This is a genomic window from Paenibacillus provencensis (assembly GCF_042678545.1).
Classification (GTDB): Bacteria; Bacillota; Bacilli; order Paenibacillales; family Paenibacillaceae; genus Paenibacillus; species Paenibacillus provencensis.
Map to the genome: position 1 here is coordinate 370,877 of NZ_JBHTKX010000001.1, position 16,644 is coordinate 387,520.

Annotated in this window: 15 protein-coding genes and 1 riboswitch; of the genes, 8 read left to right on the plus strand and 7 right to left on the minus strand. The window is 46.9% G+C overall.

What is annotated here, in order from left to right:
- Positions 1-15 precede the first annotated feature (15 nt).
- The 5 genes from ACFQ3J_RS01810 (at position 16) to ACFQ3J_RS01830 (ending at position 5,445) form a co-directional block, all read left to right on the plus strand.
- Entirely contained in the window at positions 16-1,380 is a 1,365-nt protein-coding gene (locus ACFQ3J_RS01810; RefSeq protein WP_251580941.1) for a nucleotide sugar dehydrogenase, read from the plus strand.
- Positions 1,381-1,388: 8 nt separating this feature from the next.
- On the plus strand, positions 1,389-2,321 hold the full coding sequence (locus ACFQ3J_RS01815) for a hypothetical protein (protein ID WP_244533222.1): 933 nt from the start codon (positions 1,389-1,391) through the stop codon (positions 2,319-2,321).
- 165 nt (positions 2,322-2,486) lie between these two features.
- Positions 2,487-3,704 carry an MFS transporter gene (locus ACFQ3J_RS01820; RefSeq protein ID WP_091158296.1) on the plus strand — a complete coding sequence of 406 codons (1,218 nt, stop codon included), beginning with the start codon at positions 2,487-2,489 and terminating at the stop codon, positions 3,702-3,704.
- A 147-nt stretch (positions 3,705-3,851) separates the two neighbouring features.
- Positions 3,852-4,493, plus strand: a complete 642-nt coding sequence (locus ACFQ3J_RS01825; protein WP_251580943.1) for a cell wall hydrolase — start codon at positions 3,852-3,854, stop codon at positions 4,491-4,493.
- Positions 4,494-4,791: 298 nt separating this feature from the next.
- Positions 4,792-5,445 carry a cell wall hydrolase gene (locus ACFQ3J_RS01830; protein ID WP_091158293.1) on the plus strand — a complete coding sequence of 218 codons (654 nt, stop codon included), beginning with the start codon at positions 4,792-4,794 and terminating at the stop codon, positions 5,443-5,445.
- Between the two features lie 145 nt (positions 5,446-5,590).
- Here the strand turns inward: ACFQ3J_RS01830 and ACFQ3J_RS01835 are convergent, their stop codons facing one another.
- The 3 genes from ACFQ3J_RS01835 to modA all read right to left on the minus strand — a co-directional run bounded on the left by ACFQ3J_RS01835 (position 5,591) and on the right by modA (position 8,502).
- Positions 5,591-6,451: a C40 family peptidase gene (locus ACFQ3J_RS01835; RefSeq protein ID WP_091158292.1), complete on the minus strand. Its 861-nt coding sequence runs from the start codon at positions 6,449-6,451 to the stop codon at positions 5,591-5,593.
- A 4-nt stretch (positions 6,452-6,455) separates the two neighbouring features.
- Positions 6,456-6,594, minus strand: a riboswitch (cyclic di-AMP (ydaO/yuaA leader).
- A 397-nt stretch (positions 6,595-6,991) separates the two neighbouring features.
- On the minus strand, positions 6,992-7,669 hold the full coding sequence (modB, locus tag ACFQ3J_RS01840; protein WP_251580945.1) for a molybdate ABC transporter permease subunit: 678 nt from the start codon (positions 7,667-7,669) through the stop codon (positions 6,992-6,994).
- Positions 7,666-8,502 (minus strand): molybdate ABC transporter substrate-binding protein, encoded by an 837-nt coding sequence (gene modA, locus ACFQ3J_RS01845; RefSeq protein WP_251580947.1) that lies wholly within the window; start codon positions 8,500-8,502, stop codon positions 7,666-7,668. The genes modB and modA overlap by 4 nt, the downstream gene beginning before the upstream one ends.
- A gap of 159 nt (positions 8,503-8,661) precedes the next feature.
- Between modA and ACFQ3J_RS01850 the strand changes: the two genes are divergently transcribed.
- The gene (locus tag ACFQ3J_RS01850) at positions 8,662-9,630 is read left to right on the plus strand and encodes a substrate-binding domain-containing protein (protein ID WP_251580949.1); all 969 of its coding nucleotides are present in this window, start codon (positions 8,662-8,664) and stop codon (positions 9,628-9,630) included.
- Positions 9,631-9,701: 71 nt separating this feature from the next.
- Here ACFQ3J_RS01850 and ACFQ3J_RS01855 read toward each other — a convergent pair whose 3' ends face one another.
- Both ACFQ3J_RS01855 and ACFQ3J_RS01860 read right to left on the minus strand, forming a co-directional pair.
- Positions 9,702-10,922, minus strand: coding sequence for a right-handed parallel beta-helix repeat-containing protein (locus tag ACFQ3J_RS01855; protein ID WP_379293226.1), 1,221 nt, complete (start codon positions 10,920-10,922; stop codon positions 9,702-9,704).
- 329 nt (positions 10,923-11,251) lie between these two features.
- Positions 11,252-12,217: a GNAT family N-acetyltransferase gene (locus tag ACFQ3J_RS01860; RefSeq protein WP_251580951.1), complete on the minus strand. Its 966-nt coding sequence runs from the start codon at positions 12,215-12,217 to the stop codon at positions 11,252-11,254.
- 191 nt (positions 12,218-12,408) lie between these two features.
- Between ACFQ3J_RS01860 and ACFQ3J_RS01865 the strand changes: the two genes are divergently transcribed.
- A complete protein-coding gene (locus ACFQ3J_RS01865; RefSeq protein ID WP_251580953.1) occupies positions 12,409-14,385 on the plus strand; it encodes an ATP-dependent DNA helicase in 1,977 nt (658 codons plus the stop codon).
- A 144-nt stretch (positions 14,386-14,529) separates the two neighbouring features.
- Here ACFQ3J_RS01865 and cysK read toward each other — a convergent pair whose 3' ends face one another.
- Together cysK and ACFQ3J_RS01875 are read right to left on the minus strand one after the other, a co-directional pair.
- Positions 14,530-15,492, minus strand: a complete 963-nt coding sequence (gene cysK / locus ACFQ3J_RS01870) for a cysteine synthase A (RefSeq protein WP_251580955.1) — start codon at positions 15,490-15,492, stop codon at positions 14,530-14,532.
- 84 nt (positions 15,493-15,576) lie between these two features.
- Positions 15,577-15,963, minus strand: coding sequence for a hypothetical protein (locus ACFQ3J_RS01875; RefSeq protein ID WP_091158280.1), 387 nt, complete (start codon positions 15,961-15,963; stop codon positions 15,577-15,579).
- Positions 15,964-16,200: 237 nt separating this feature from the next.
- Here ACFQ3J_RS01875 and ACFQ3J_RS01880 point away from each other — a divergent pair, with 237 nt between their 5' ends.
- Positions 16,201-16,602 carry a VOC family protein gene (locus ACFQ3J_RS01880; protein WP_251580957.1) on the plus strand — a complete coding sequence of 134 codons (402 nt, stop codon included), beginning with the start codon at positions 16,201-16,203 and terminating at the stop codon, positions 16,600-16,602.
- Positions 16,603-16,644 lie beyond the last annotated feature (42 nt).

The following is a 16,644-nucleotide window of genomic DNA, read 5'->3' on the forward strand; positions in this document are numbered from 1 at the left end:
GGAGGGTGAAGTACTGTGACAGAGCAATTCCATACTTTAATGAATGCGATTGAGAACAAGAAAGCGGTGCTTGGAGTAGTAGGATTAGGTTATGTTGGGCTGCCGCTGGCCGTAGAAATGGTAAAACAAGGTTTTACCGTCATCGGTATTGATTTGGACCCATCCAAAGTGGAACGAATTTATCAAGGAGATTCCTACATCCATGATATTACTTCCGAAGATCTGAAGACCGTGATGCAAAGCGGACGTTTTCAACCAACAACGGACTACAGCATGCTTCGTGTCATTGATGCACTGAGCATTTGTGTTCCGACTCCGCTTAGCGAGAATCAGGATCCGGATACATCTTATATCGAGACTGTTGTAGATAATATCAAGCAGCATATGAAGAAGGGCATGCTGATTACACTAGAGAGTACAACTTATCCAGGTACAACCGAGGAACTGATCGAGCAGGAGCTTGAGGCGATCGGTCATACAGTAGGTGAGGATTACTTCCTGTGCTTCTCGCCGGAGCGCGTTGACCCTTCCAATGGAAGGTTTACGACATTCAATACACCTAAGGTTATCGGCGGCACGACGGAGGAATGTCTGAAGCTGGGTGTTGCCCTGTACAGCAAATATGTACAGACAGTCGTTCCTGTGTCCAATCCGAAGGTGGCTGAAATGTCCAAGCTGCTGGAAAATACGTTCCGCAGTGTAAACATTGCCTTTGTAAACGAGATGGCTATGATGTGTGACCGTATGGGCATCGATATTTGGGAAGTCATTGATGCGGCTGCAACGAAGCCATTCGGATTTATGCCATTCTATCCGGGTCCTGGAATCGGTGGGCACTGCATCCCGCTTGATCCGATGTACCTGTCCTGGAAAGCGAAGGGCTTCCGATTCTATAGTCAATTCATTGAGCTTGCACAAAACACAAATGATAATATGCCTTACTATGTAACGAACAAGACAGCGACGATCTTGAACGAGTATGCCAAATCGGTTCGCAAATCAAACATCTTGCTGCTCGGTATGGCCTATAAGCCGAATATTGCCGATCTGCGTGAGTCCCCTGGACTTGAAGTGTACGAGCTGTTCAAGGAAGCAGGAGCAAATGTCGAGTACTATGATCCGTTTGCAGACACATTCCTTGACAAACATGGTTCCACCGTACACAGTGTGAAATATGATCCAGAGAAGTTCAAGTCATACGACTGCATCGTGCTGATTACGAACCACAAGGATCTGGAATACGACGTTATTGCATCCCTTGGTGTGCCAGTGCTGGATACTCGGAATGCGTTCAAGGATTATCCGCTGCCTCACATTTATAAAATTGGCCATTCCGTACAACATCCGGTGACACAGCAGGAAGAAGCGGTACTCGCATAAAACCTGCCGTGATTAGAGGAGGAAAAGCATGGAATGCATATCCTGCATGGGTAAAATGGAGCTTCATGATGGTCATCGTTGTATTTTTACTCATTCTGTATTTTATGCTGAAGTCACCGGTCATGAATGAGAAAAAAGCAACCTGGCTTTGGGATGCCTCACTTATTGAGCAGCATACGGAGGAGATCGTGCAATTCCTGGATGAACAAGAGGTGGACACGGTCTTTCTCCAGACTCAAAAAGAAGTAAGTGATGAGGCTTATCGGTCATTCAACCGTTCAGCGCATGCTGCAGGAATTACGATTCATGCGCTGAACGGCCATGCAGATTGGGCTTATACGGAAAAGCGTAGTGAAGGAACAGCATGGATTGAATGGGTGAAGTCCTACAATGGAGATGCAGCACCTGAAGAGAAGTTCGACGGCATTCAATTCGATGTGGAGCCCTACCAGCTAAGAAGATGGGGGCGGGAGGAAGCAGCCGTCATTGCCGAATGGAGCGAGAACATGGAGGAATGGAGCCAGGCAGGTACGGAAGCCGGGTTGTACATGAGTGCAGCTGTACCGTTCTGGCTTGACTCCAAGGAAGCTCCCGATGGCAGCGGAACGTTCAGCCGCTGGGTTATTGACCGGTTTGACGCCATCGCCATTATGTCTTATAGGGACAGCGGAGAGCAGATGTATGAGCTGTCCAAGGAGGAGCTTGCCGAGGCGGACGAGCTCGATAAGAAGGTGTGGATCGGTGCAGAGCTGGGCCATACCGACGAAGGCGAGCATTTAACCTTTTTCCGAAAGCCGGTAACGAACATGGAATCGGAGATTGAAATCGCAGGCAAGCTGGGCACGACCCACCGTTCCTTCGCAGGGCTGGCGATTCATCACTACGAGGCCTGGTACCGAAAGATAACAGGGGATTTAACCTTTGCGCAAAAAAAAGAGTAGCAGGCTTGCATGAGCAAGCACAGGAGAACAGTAGCTAAGAGGCTGACTGTTCTCCTTTTTATATTAAAAAAAGGTTGACAGTTTGGCAGAATCCATTATAAATAGTTTGATGGGTTAGGTAAGATACTAATCTCCAAATACATAAACAGGGAGCAGAACCTTATAATGAGTAATTTAGAAGTATTGCGAAATCCGAAGCAGCGCAAGCTGCTGTTCAGTGCAGGGCTCAGCTGGATGTTCGATGCGATGGAAGTCGGCATGATGTCCTTTATCGTTGCGGCTCTGGCGCAGGAGTGGCTGCTTACTCCTGGTGAAGTTGGACTCGTATCGAGCTCGACCTCCATCGGCATGGCTGTGGGTGCGTTGCTGGCAGGAACGATGGCGGATAAGTATGGACGCAAGGCAGTCCTCATGTGGACACTGCTTATTTTCTCTGTAGCAAGTGGAATCTCGGCACTGGCTACAGGTTACGTATTTCTGTGCATTATCCGGTTTATTGCCGGAGTCGGTCTTGGCGGAGAGCTTCCCGTAGCCTCTACGCTCGTATCGGAGTCTGTTCCGGCCAAAGAGCGGGGACGAGCGGTTGTGCTGCTGGAGAGCTTCTGGGCAGCGGGCTGGATTCTGTCTGCGCTGATCTCCTTTTTCGTTATTCCCGAATACGGGTGGCAAGTAGCCTTTCTGATTGGAGCGCTGCCTGCACTATATGCGCTCTACTTGCGAAGAGCCATCGAGGATTCGCCACGGCTTCAGAACAAGCAGGAGCTGCGCCAAGTTTCGTTTCGCGAAAAATTCACATCCGTGTGGTCCACTGAGCATCGCAAGACAACACTGATGCTGTGGATTCTATGGTTTACGGTTGTGTTTTCTTACTATGGCATGTTCCTGTGGCTGCCGAGCATTATGCAGATCAAGGGCTTTGAGCTGGTCAAGAGCTTTCAGTATGTGCTGATTATGACATTAGCCCAGCTACCGGGATATTTTACAGCGGCTTACTTCATCGAGAAGTTCGGGCGCAAATTTGTTCTCGTTGTATATTTGGTAATGACCGCAGTAAGTGCGCTGTGGTTCGGTAATGCGGAATCGGAATTCAGCCTGATTCTGGCAGGGATGTCATTATCGTTCTTTAACCTTGGAGCCTGGGGAGGAATGTACGCCTACACACCGGAGCTGTACCCGCTTAAGGCACGTTCAACAGGTGTCGGTCTTTCGGCCTCGATCGGCCGCGTCGGAGGAATCCTTGCACCGCTGCTCGTAGGACTATTGGTGCAAAACGGGGTTGCCGTGGAGTCCATCTTCGTATTGTTTTTTGTTACCGTGCTAATAGGTGCAGCGGCCGTTCTCTTCCTTGGAAGAGAGACAAAAGGGCTTGAGCTCGAAGATTAGGACCATTGTCAGATATGACAAATTTGTAACCTGTGATATAGTGTAATTCGTAGGTGAACGTTTTTGTTCCGCCTTTTCACGTAATGAAGTCAGTCGTCCTTGATGATACAGACTAACATGAATGAAACTGGAGGATATCTGATTTTAATGAAGAAGAAAATAACAACACTATTAATAACATGTGCCTGTGCGCTTTCCGTGCTGGGCTCAGCGACATCAGCGAACGCAGCAACACTTCGGCTTGGCAGTCAAAGCGCAGAGGTGGTTGAAGTACAAGAAAGACTGCATAGCAAAGGTTACTTTACGGCTGGAATCAGCGGTTACTATGGTAACCGTACGAAAGCTGCCGTCAAATCATTCCAGAGAGCTTACGGACTAAGTGCGGATGGTATTATTGGATCTAATACGAAGTCCAAGCTTGAAGCTGTTGCCCCAATTAACAACAAAGTGCTTCGGCATTTGGCAGGAATCATACAGGATGAGGCCGGAGGTGAATCCTTGACAGGTAAGATTGCGGTGGGTGCCGTTATTCTGAACCGGGTTCAAAGCAATGCTTTTCCGGACTCCATAACGAATGTCATATTCCAGAAGAATCAATTTACACCTGCAATGGACGGCAAGCTCAGCAGTCCGACGGCTGCATCCTATGAGGCTGCCCGCAGGGCGCTGACAGGTTACGACCCTTCCAAGGGTGCTCTATATTTCTATAATCCGACAACAGCATCCTCGTCGTGGATGAAATCCAGACCTGTGACGCAAAGACTTGGAAATCATGTGTTTACGAAATAGCGGATAGACACAATTCGCTTTCTCTATAATGTGAAACAGCTTACTGTAAAGATTGATATTGTACTGTAATGAAAAGGAATCATCCGCTGAAGGATATACGCATTCAGGTATCTTTCAGCGGATTGATGAAATATATCGGCAATAAATATAATGTGACATTATAATTATCATAGGTGATTTGCATCCAAATGAATCTATATATACATTAATCTATATTTACAGATATATTTGATTGAATGCATCATTATGACGGTGTTACATCGCTGACCATTCAATCACAACTGGAGGAATGACATCAATGAGAAAACTGACGAAAAGACTTATGATATGTGCCGCACTCTTGGGTGCTTATGGAACGGCGACTGCAGCACCTGCAGGTGCAAGTGCTGCAATCATGCAACAGGGGATTCAGAGCGCTGATGTGCTTAATTTGCAAGAAAGACTAAGCAGCATTGGTTTCATGAATACAGGAACAACCGGATATTATGGCCAGGCAACTGAGAAGGCTGTCCGCTCATTCCAGAAGCAATTTGGACTCAAGGTAGATGGGATTGCCGGTCCAGAGACTATCCGTGTGCTGGAGAAAAAAGCACCAATTAACCAAACCGCGTTAAATCAACTGGCAAAGGCTATCCATGGTGAGGCGCGGGGAGAATCTTTTGAAGGTCAAGTAGCCGTCGGAGCTGTGATCTTGAACCGAGTGCAATCGGATGAATTCCCGGACTCGATCACAGAGGTGATTCTGCAGCCAAGACAATTTACTGCAGTAGATGACGGTCAATACAATTTGGCTCCCGATGAGACCGCGCTAAAGGCGGCAAAGAGTGCTCTGAATGGCTGGGATCCGTCTGGAGGAGCTATGTACTATTATAATCCGGAGATTGCGACCTCCGAATGGAGCATGGAGCGACCTGCGATCAAGAAGATTGGTAATCATCTGTTTACGAACTAATTCAATCATATATGTAAAGAAAGAAGCTGCCACAAATATCTGTGGCAGCTTCTTTCTTTACATGGAGAGTAATCCTGAGTACACCCATCATAGATAAAACCCCTCTGCCGGCAAGCAGCAAAGGGGTTATTAGATATATGTTTATTTATAGAACTCTCTTCGCGCCGGCGTACTTAGGACCCCAATAGGTGTTGTCCAGGCTATCGATTTTTACGCCAGAGGAGCTGGTAGCTGAAATAAAATTATTGTTTCCTACATAGATGCCGACATGGGATATAGAGCTTCCTGTGGTCTTGAAAAAGACCAGATCGCCTTGCTGCAAGTTCCCTTTGGATACGGATGAGCCTTGGTTATATTGGGTAGCTGCGGTACGCGGCAGGGACACTCCGTATTTATCGAATACATATTTAACCAGACCAGAGCAGTCAAACCCGCTTGTTGTCGAACCGCCGTAAACATAAGGAACGCCGATATGCTTCATCGCTTCATTTACAATGCTTGTGCCTTTGACATGGTCGTTTGGAACAAGTGCGGGACTGTATGTTTTACCGGTTGTGCTAATCATGGCCAGCATAAGATCCTTTTTCCAAGTTACGTCATAGCCCATTGCTTCTGATACAAAACGAATGGGTACATATGTACGGTCATTTCGGATAAACACTTGTGTGCCGAGGCTTACTTTGCTGCTGTTGACGACCGCTGTCGTCTGATTGGTTTGAATGCGAATGGTTGTACCGCCCTTGGACAGCTTGACCACCGTTTCTTTACCGCTCTTAAATACTTTAATCGTATAGTTCATTTCGTCAGCAAGCATGCGGACTGGTACTTGAGTGCTGTAATTCTGATCTAAGAATGGCTCCGCATCTGGGAAATCGATCAGATTGCTATTCACTTGAATATTTACTGTATTTGTACTTGATGAGGAGGCATCTGCTTGTCCATTCCCCATAATTAACCCAGCTGCGAGCAGAGATGAGAACAACATATATTTACCAAACTTCTTCATTCTTAAAATTTCCTCCAATTGCCTCCGAGGTTAGCTGTCGGGTTCGAGTAGAAGGTACTCTAGCATCTTTCCATTGCTGCATTCACCCCAAATGTTGTAAATCGTCCCCCGTACTATTCTGATAGATTCGGCACACTTTTTTAATATGAATTAACTGTAATTAATATATATCAAAACAAGGTTAATAAGTATCAAAAATGTAATTATTGTTTTACTTTTTGTACACCAATTACTGGAATAAAACGTAGAAAAAACCGGATTTTTTTGCGAAATTTCCGCTAAGTCGGATAATAAATTGTCATTGGTTTGAAACAGGTGTGTATTAAAGTAACAATATTGTAACTAAATAAATCCTTATGAACACCGTATGTATATCCATATATTGTAAAAATATCAAAACAATAATATATTAATTAAGCGAACACTAAAAAACCCTTATTTTAAAATCACATAAGGGTTTGGTTTGATAAATGATCAAGGCTGCTTCAGTTGCGTCCATCCTATTAACTTGATTGGTTCCAAATGGGCAAAAGTCCAATGCTAATCTTTTTTTCTGCGCCCTGTTAGAAGCAGCAACAGGAACGAAATAAGTACGATCGCAATCGTCCAGGCCCAGGCCATGACCGTATTCCCACTGTCAACAGCAATGTATATGGCAGTAGGGACCGTTTGTGTTCTACCTGGAATATTGCCTGCAATCATCAGCGTTGCGCCGAACTCACCAAGTGCCCGTGCAAATCCGAGAATATACGCAGTAATAACAGAAGGCCAGATGAGCGGAAGGGTAATATACCGGAATACCTGCCATTCATTAGCACCGATCGAGCGTCCGGAAGCTTCGAGCTCGGAATCAATGGACGTAAAGCCGACCTTCATCGTCTGATAAACCAGTGGAAAGGAGACAACAACAGAGGCGATAACGCAGGCTGTCCACGAGAATACGACAGGTGCGGCAAAGATGGTCTCAATTAAAGCTCCAATCCAGCTGTTTCTCCCCAGCAGGACGAGCAGTAGAAAGCCTACAACCGTGGGCGGAAGGACCATCGGCAGCATAAATGCCGTTTCAAGCAGCAGCTTTCCTCTGAACCTGCTCTTGGACATCCATCTCGCAGTAAGCCCGCCAAGTACAATCGTGATTATACTGGACAAGAATGCAACCAGTAAGGATAAGCGGACAGGTGCCCAGAAGTTATGCCAGTCAAATGAAGCTGACATCATTCAGGCACCGAAAATCCGTAACTAGTAAACACGGCATGTGCTTCGGGAGACTGCAAAAAGTCATAGAAAGTTTCTGCCGCTTCGGGATACTTACTGTCCGATACCACACCAGCAGGGTATGTAATTGATGTATAGCTGGCCGGATCGACGGTGTGTACAATCTTCACCTTGCTGGAAGTAAGTGCATCTGTTTTATACACGAAGCCGGCATCGGCGTTCCCCGTCTCGACATACTGCAATACTTGTCGCACATCCTTGGCCTGGACTATTTTGGATTGCAGCTGTTCATATAAGCCAAGCGAAGTCAGAGCCTCCTGTGCATAGCTTCCGGCAGGTACGCTTTCAGGTATGCCAAGGGCAACGATCTTGATATCTTCAGCAGTGAGATCCTGCTCAGAGGTGATGGGTTGGTCGCTGTTGTTAGATGTAATGAGGACGAGCTCATTGGTTAGCAGTGTAGTCGTATTTTCTGTATCAATGAGACCTTTATCTATTAGGGCTTGCGTATTTTTCTCAGCTGCTGACAGAAACAGATCAGCCGGAGCCCCTTGCTCGATTTGCTGCTGAAGGGAGCCGGAACCTCCAAAGTTGAAGCTGAGCTGTATGGCGGGATGAGCTTCTTCAAAGATGGGCTGTAATTCTTCCAGCACATCGGTTAGGCTTGCAGCCGCTGAGATCGTTAGCTCAGTGCGTTCTGATGGCGGGAGTGAGGATGCACTGCTGGCCGAATCGGCATCGTCCGGTGACGAAGCGTTCGATGATGCACAGGCAGATATGAATATCAGGGCGAGAAGGAAGAAAGAAATCATACTAAGCTTCGCTTGTTTTAACATAATCTCCATCCAATCGTTATATTTGATTATAATTAGATATAATTAAATATATTATATTGGTTCTTGAAGCAATTACAATCCAATGGAATGAAAAGAGTATGGTACAATCAATTGCATCAATCATTCGTTATTGCATACCTGACAAGAGGGGTGGCAAATGTGACCGATATTTCCTATACAACCGAGGAAATCGCCCAGCTACTAAAAATATCAAAGTTAACGGTGTATGATTTAATCAAGAAGGGGCAGCTTACAGCCTATCGGGTCGGCAAGCAGATGCGGATCGACCACTCAGATCTTGAGGTGTACAAGCAGCGCTCCAAAGGTGTTGGCCTGCATTCGAGTGAGGAGATAAGGTCCTTAAGTCAGGTGATCGATGCTCCTGCGGTTCCTGTGGCTGTTCAGGGGACGACTCAAGGGGCTAGGCAAGTGGTGATCACAGGACAAGATATGAGCCTCGATATTTTGGTTCGGCATATAGAGAAGCGCTCGCCCGGTATCAGGCCGCTTAGATCTTACGTAGGGAGCCTGGACAGTTTAATTTCCATGTATCAGGGACATTCCGATATTGTCAGTACCCATTTGCTGGACGGGGATACGGGAGAATACAACATTCCCTATATACGCAAATTGCTGATAGGCTGCTCTTATAAAGTTGTGAACTTAATGAGCAGACGAGCAGGGCTATATGTGCAGCCTGGCAATCCTCATGAACTGCATGGGTGGAAGGATCTGGCTAAGCCGGGAATCCGTATGGTGAACCGGGAGCGGGGGGCGGGAGCACGGGTGCTTCTCGAGGAACAGCTCCGCATGCATGGAATCGCTGCTAGAGAACTGATGGGGTACCATGATGAGGAATCCAATCATTTGGCTGTAGCTGGAAGGGTCGCATTCAAGCAGGCAGATGTTGGAGTAGGCATCGAGAAGGCGGCAACCATTGTGCAAGGAGTGGAGTTTATTCCGCTAACGATAGAAAGATACGATCTTGTACTTATGAACAAGCCGGAGAATGAGGGGCTTATACACGCCGTTCTTGATATATTGCGTTCCGAGTCCTTTATCCGTGAGCTGGGTTCGATATCGGGATATGATTTAACCCGAACAGGGGAAGTGCTGTTTGAAGCTTGAAATCAGTAAATACATGCAAGAAGGAGCCGAATGAATGCTTTGGCTCCTTCTTGCATGTTTCCATTAGACGATCAACGTGCTCCAATATTGGTGCCGCTTGGTGTCCCGGCTCCGACCAAATCACTGCCTGCAGCCAGTTTCAAGAAATTGCCCAGTACCGGATTTCCGTTTGTGTCACGGGTAACAGTTGGGACGAGGGACTGAAAATCTTCACTGCTGGCAAGAAGTCCCTTCGCATTGACGCTTTTTTTGTTTTTCCACCATACATTGCTTGATCCTACATCCGTTCCGCTTGTTTTATCACTTGCTCCTCCGGCAAAGGATAAATTGTTCGTAAAGATATGCGTACCCTCATCAAATGCAAAATTGCTTCGTCCATTGCTCCAGGATGTATTGTTCTTGAAGTTGATGGAGCCGGGATTGCTGTTAAACGTAAAGCCGTGCTTTTTGTTCTGAAAAGCAATACTGTTCACCACGGTATGGTTCACCGCAATATCTTCACCACCCAGCTTGAATCCGTTGCCATCACTGCTCGTAGTGGACGTTCCGTCCGAGGTCTGACCATTCTTATAGGCAATGCTGTTGCGAATTGTTACCGTTCCAATTGCGCCTGTATCGTCCTTCGTATAGAGATCCCAGCCATCATCGACATTATAAGCGGCAATACATCCATCGAATACGTTGCCCGGGCCGACCGTGAGCTTGGCAGCAAAACCGTCTGCATCTTCGCCGTTATCCGGGTCGTAATTGTCATGGGAATATGAATTAATGACTTCATTATAAGCGGGCCATTCGCTGTATCCGGCAGTGGAGGCATAGCGGCCAAGCTGAATTCCCGTATCCCGGTTATGATGCGCTTCTATATTCTCAATACGGTTATAGTTTCCGGCTATATAAAGTCCGTTATCCCCCGCCCCTTTAATCTCCAGACCTTTCACAAGCCAGTAACTGCCAAACAGCTGCAGACCACGATTCGTTGACGCAAAGGACTGGGCTGAAAAATCAAGGATTGGTTTTTCATTTCCGTAGGCGGCCAGCGTTTTTCTTGCAGTGGCAGAATTTCCGCTGTTATTTCGATCAATCGTAATGGTAGAGGAATAGCTGTAAGTACCGCCGCGCAGATAGATGGTGTAGCCTGCTTCAATCTGGGTCAGTGCATGTTCAAGGGTCGTCGGGCTTTGAAGTGTCCCAGGATTGCTGGCGGACCCATTCGGAGCTACATATAAATTCCCGGCGGCTGTAACAGCCTGTGTATTCTGTGGTCCAGCTTCGGCAGTCATTACAGCAGGGATGCTCTCGGCGGATAAGCTCGTTAGGGGAAGCAAGGGAAGTGCAAGGGACAAGCTGATACTGGATACAAGCGTTCGGAAGACGATAGACTTCCGTTTTGTTGAGTGGTCATGCAGGTTCAATTTCGTCACTACGATTCCTCCTATGATTTAAATTGGCACCCGTGTGTTGGCAGCGGTTGCAATGTGAATCATACGTGATATGGAGGGGTGCTGGAATAATCATCTCCACTGTTCATAAGGGATAGAGACTATAGCAGTAAATAGCGACTCCATCGTTACAGATCTCACATCATCATAATCATTGCATCAGATGTTACTTCTTTATGTTATTAGCACAAATCAAATTCAACAGGCCAAATAATGGAGCCGCGCGGTATATTCCCTTCTTCAACAGCAGAGAAATGATTGTGCAGCTTGGAGCGATCGGGACCCTCCATTACTTTAACCATATATTCAGCGTAAGTGCTGATGTTAACATCAAAGGTTGTACCAAACCGCTCGAGCAAAAAAGAGGCTGCCGGTAACGGCAGGGATAAATGAGAAGCGGTAAGCGGATTAAGTTTTTGTTTTAAATAATTTGCAATGAGGAGCAGGGAATGACTGTCCTGTGCCACAATGAAGCTGATTATTTCGGGGTCAGTTTTAGAGTACCTGATATAGCCGCCAAGCTTCTCATCAATTAACAAGGCAGAGCTGATCGTACCTGCACCGGGGCTGATCCAATCCAGAATAGATTGTCCCGGAATAAGTGCCAGCGAAGAGGAGGCATGCATATGATCCCACATCCGTGCGAAAGACGGAATATCTCCCTGTTCAATACGGCGTTCCCTTACTACTGCAGTATGATCTGTAAAGATGCTCTCCAAAGGAATACGGATCTGCTCGTCCATCCACGCCTTTCCTTGATAACCGAAGCGGACGTAGTAATGTGGATGACCCAGCACAACGGATAAGACGAAGCCTTTATGTGATGCGCGAAGATGGCCGGCATGAATCAAGGCGGAGCCGATGCCCTGTTTCTGATAATTAGGATGAACCGCCAGCGGAGACAGAATAAGGGCATGATAGGTGCTGCCTTGGATGCGAATAGACTGGGGAGTGAATAAAATATGGCCTACAATTTGCCCATCCAGCTCGCAAACGAGAGACAGCTCCGGATCAAAAGTGCTCCGTGCTCTCAGCATATTGACAAGAACGGCTTCACCCATTCCGTAGCTGTATGAGAAAGTGAGGGCATGCAGTTCTGTAATGGCATAATAGTCTGACGGATACTCTTGGCGGATTGTCCAATTCATTGTTTATAGCGCCCCATTTCTATATCAAAGAGTGCCTGGTTACTTTTGAGCATAGCTTAAGCTAGCAAGTTCATTTTAATGCATCTATAACAAATATAAAGAATTGCTATCAGCTTGTGTTTATGAGATAATTAATGTTTGCCTGAATCAGTTTCGCCTTATAAGAAAAATGTTAATGTGGGGGAGTAACCATGGAGCGATATCCTTTCTCCTATAATCCGACCGAGCCTTTCGTGAAGCAAGTGGGCGATTGGGTGGCGGATGTATTTTATGATATGTTGCCCGAGCACGGTTTTGAAGTGCGGGATGAACAAATTTATATGGCGTATCAGCTGGAAAGAGCTTATGCCGACAAGAAGACGATTTTTGCAGAAGCAGGTGTGGGTACAGGGAAGACGCTTGTATATTTGCTGTATGCGGTGAACTATGCCCGTTATACCCGTAAGCCGGCTGTCATTGCTTGTGCGGACGAGTCGTTAATTGAACAGCTCGTCAAGCCGGAAGGTGACATTGCCAAGCTTGCACGTTACCTGGGATTGAATATTGACGCGAGATTGGGGAAATCCCCGGATCAATATATTTGTCTTAAAAAGATGGACGGCGCCCGTCTTAAGGATGAGGATGCAGGCGTCATTGAAGAAGTATATGACACTCTGCCGGACTTCGTCCATTCGCCTGGAACGCTGCAGTCCTTCTCACCTTATGGGGACAGGAAGGAATATCCCCATCTGAACGATGAACAATGGGACAAAATCAGCTGGGACTCTTTCCAGGATTGTTTTGTATGCGACAAAAGGCACCGCTGCGGGATGACCCTTTCGAGGGATCATTACCGTAAGTCGACGGATCTCATCATTTGCTCTCACGATTATTATATGGAGCATGTCTGGACCTATGAAGGGAGAAAGAGGGAAGGTCAGCTTCCACTGCTTCCTGAGCATAGCTCTGTCGTGTTTGATGAAGGTCATTTGCTGGAATCTGCTGCACAGCATGCCCTCAGCTACAAGCTGAAGCACACTGCCTTCGAAGAAATGATTACAAGACTCCTGGATGGGGAAATCCGCGAAACGCTTGCAGAGCGGGTGGAGGACGCCATTGATCAGAGTAAAGTGGTATTCAGCTTGGTTCAAGAGCTCAGCACCAGCATTCCGGGATCAGATCGAAAAAGAGTGGGCGTAAATGAGGCTCTGCTGATACAGTTAAATCGCTGGAATGATACGCTGGAGGCGATTGACGAGGAGCTGGTGTTCGAGAGCGGCCTGCACACACTCAATGAATATAAGCTTCGAATTGTTGAGGAGCATCTCGAGATGATTCAAACCGCATTGCAGCTGTTCAGGCAGCCTGGCAGCTATATTTGCTGGGCAGAGGAGAGCGAGGATGGGGATGTAACGTTAGCCGTTATGCCGCAAAAGGTCAAGGAAGTGTTGGAGCAGCGAGTATTTGGGCTAAACATGCCGATCATTTTCTCTTCTGCAACGCTATCTGTAGGACAGTCTTTTGATTATGTAGCTAATAGTCTTGGCATTACCGATTATTTAGCGTTCTCTGTGAATTCACCCTATAATTATGCCGATCAGATGAGACTGATCGTTCCAGAAGAGCTCTGCGATGCGGGAGAGCCTCGAAGCGAAGTTCTCTTTGCCAAAAAGCTGGCGAGTGCCGCCAAGCTGCTCGCACACTCCAAAGGACGTGCTCTCCTACTGTTCACCACGATGGAAGAGCTGCGCAGATTCAAACAAGCTGCAGCCCAGCACCCTTATTTCACTTCATATAAGATGCTGTTCGAAGGGGACGGGGAGATCAGCAGTCTGATTGCAGATTTCCAGAACAATGAGGAAACCGTACTCTGTGCAACGAGCTTGTGGGAAGGACTTGATGTACCGGGACCTTCCTTATCCAATGTCATAATCTGGTCACTGCCTTATCCGCCGGAAGATCCAGTATTTATGGCCAAGCGGGAAGCAGCAGAATCCAGCTATGAGGAAGTGGACATGCCTTATATGCTTCTTCGTTTGCGGCAGGGACTCGGGCGATTGATTCGTTCGTCGTCAGATCAAGGAATTGCCGCTGTGCTTGATCCTGAAATTGTCGCTGATTCGAAGGTCAGAGAACGGGTGGAAGCCGTGCTCCCTCAAGGAGCGGTACTCAGAGTAGAGAAGCTCTAATGTAACTGAGCTGCAATCCATCGACTCTTTCTGGATTGAAACGGTCCTGAACAAAATAAAGGTCAGTAATCTGTTCCTCGCCAGTCTTGCAGACTTCGGGTTAGGAGCAGTTTACTGATCTTTTTTGTATAGGATATGAGCTTCTTACTTATCAAAAAAGCCTGTGCTGAGATAGCGTTCACCTGTATCCGGTGCGATGCAGAGCACTTTGTGTCCAGCTCCCAGCTGTTTGGCGATCTGCAGTCCTGCCCATACCGATGCGCCGGACGACGGACCGAGCAGGAGTCCTTCCTTTGCCGCCAGCTGCCGCATGGTATCAAGAGCATCTTCGTCCGTTACTTGAATAATCTCATTCCACACATCGGTGTTCACAATGGAGGGAATAAACCCGGGACTTGTTCCGACCAGTTTATGGGGACCGGGTTCGCCACCGGACAGCACGGGTGATCCGGCAGGCTCAACCGCAAATATCTGAATGCCGGGGACCTGACGGCGGAGTTCTTCGCCGGTTCCTGTAATGGTTCCACCGGTTCCCGAAGTGGCTACAAAAGCATCCAGTCTCCCGTCCATCTGGGTCATGATTTCGAGTGCAGTTGTCGTTCGGTGTGCATCCGGATTGGCATGATTCTCAAACTGCTGGGGGATGAAGCTTCCCGGTATTGTTTCTTTTAGCTCCAGTGCTTTCTGAATCGCACCGGGCATACGCCCCGCAGCAGGAGTGAGCACAACCTCTGCGCCGTAGGCTTTGAGTATGTTAATTCGTTCCTTGCTCATGTTATCAGGCATGACAAGAATCGCTTTGTAGCCCTTGGCGGCAGCATTCATAGCCAGACCAATACCTGTGTTTCCGCTGGTAGGCTCTATAATGGTGGCGCCAGGCTGAAGAAGGCCTCTGAGCTCCGCCTGCCTGATCAAATTAGCTGCGGCGCGGTCTTTTACACTGCCGCTAGGATTGAAGTATTCAAGCTTGACGAATACATCAGCATCTAAAGCTTCCGGTAGACGATTCAGCCTGACGATCGGAGTATTACCGATCAATTCGGTTACATTGTTTACAACGAGACGCTTGTCAGCATGAGGAGCGGCAGGATTATTTTGAGCATGCATGTGAAAGTCCCCTTTATTTTAATAACCTATAATTTTACTAGGAATATATCTTCCTAACATCATACGAATTGAACGGCTGCCCAGTCAAGACAGTTCCGTCAGCTCAATGCCCAGTCGTTCGCTCATTTCCTTCATTACTTCGGTTTTGCAGAAGGTCCACAGTAAATATAAGCGACGGTGATATCCCCGGCACAGGTAGCGCATTTCAAAACCTTCCTTCTGCTTGTTCTCCTCGTAGATGCGGATGCCGCTTCTACGCATGAGAATTCGGATGTCCGTTAAATTTCGGGTTACATCCATCTGGATCCGGGTTAAATGATGGACATATAGCTGTGGCATATGCAGAGACACATGCTGTATGGTGTGGATGTCCTGCTCAAGCACATCCAGCATGAGAATGAGCATCATATATTTTTTGACCAGCAAATGGTCTGCTTCACTGGGGATCGGGGCAGTGAATGGTGTAGACATCCCGTTCACTTCCTTAAATGATATGTCATTGAATCCATTTCATCGTACCTTAAGTTGCTTTAATTAAGAGGATATAGTTATCGTATTTATCATTTTGATGAGTTATGAAATTGATTCAGTTTCTGTCATATTTATAGAACATACGTTCCTGTATTATTATATTCAATATAAGATCTGTTTATGCTTTCTGACAAGTGGAAATTGTATACAGATGGGGAGAGGAGCTTGAAATAAGCGATGATTCATCATCTAGAGATCTATGTCTCTGATTTGAAGAGAAGCACTGAATTCTGGGGATGGCTTCTAACGGAGCTGGGGTATGAGCAGTATCAGAAATGGGAGAGGGGAATCAGCTGGAAATGCGGAACGGCTTATCTCGTATTTGTACAGGCAGAAGATCGATTCCTTGATGTGCCGTATCACAGGTGCAGGGTAGGGCTTAATCATCTTGCTTTTTACGCCGAATCTAGAGCACATGTAGATTCGCTCACCAGTCAGATGAGGGATAGAGGAGTCCTAATCTTATACGAGAATCTTCACCCCTATGCGGGAGGAGAGCAGCATTACGCTGTATATTTTGAAGATCCTGACCGAATTAAGGTAGAGCTTACAGCACCATCAGAGAGTACAAACATTTAAGGCTCTCTTAATAAGAGAAAGGCAGCATCGATCATTGAAGAT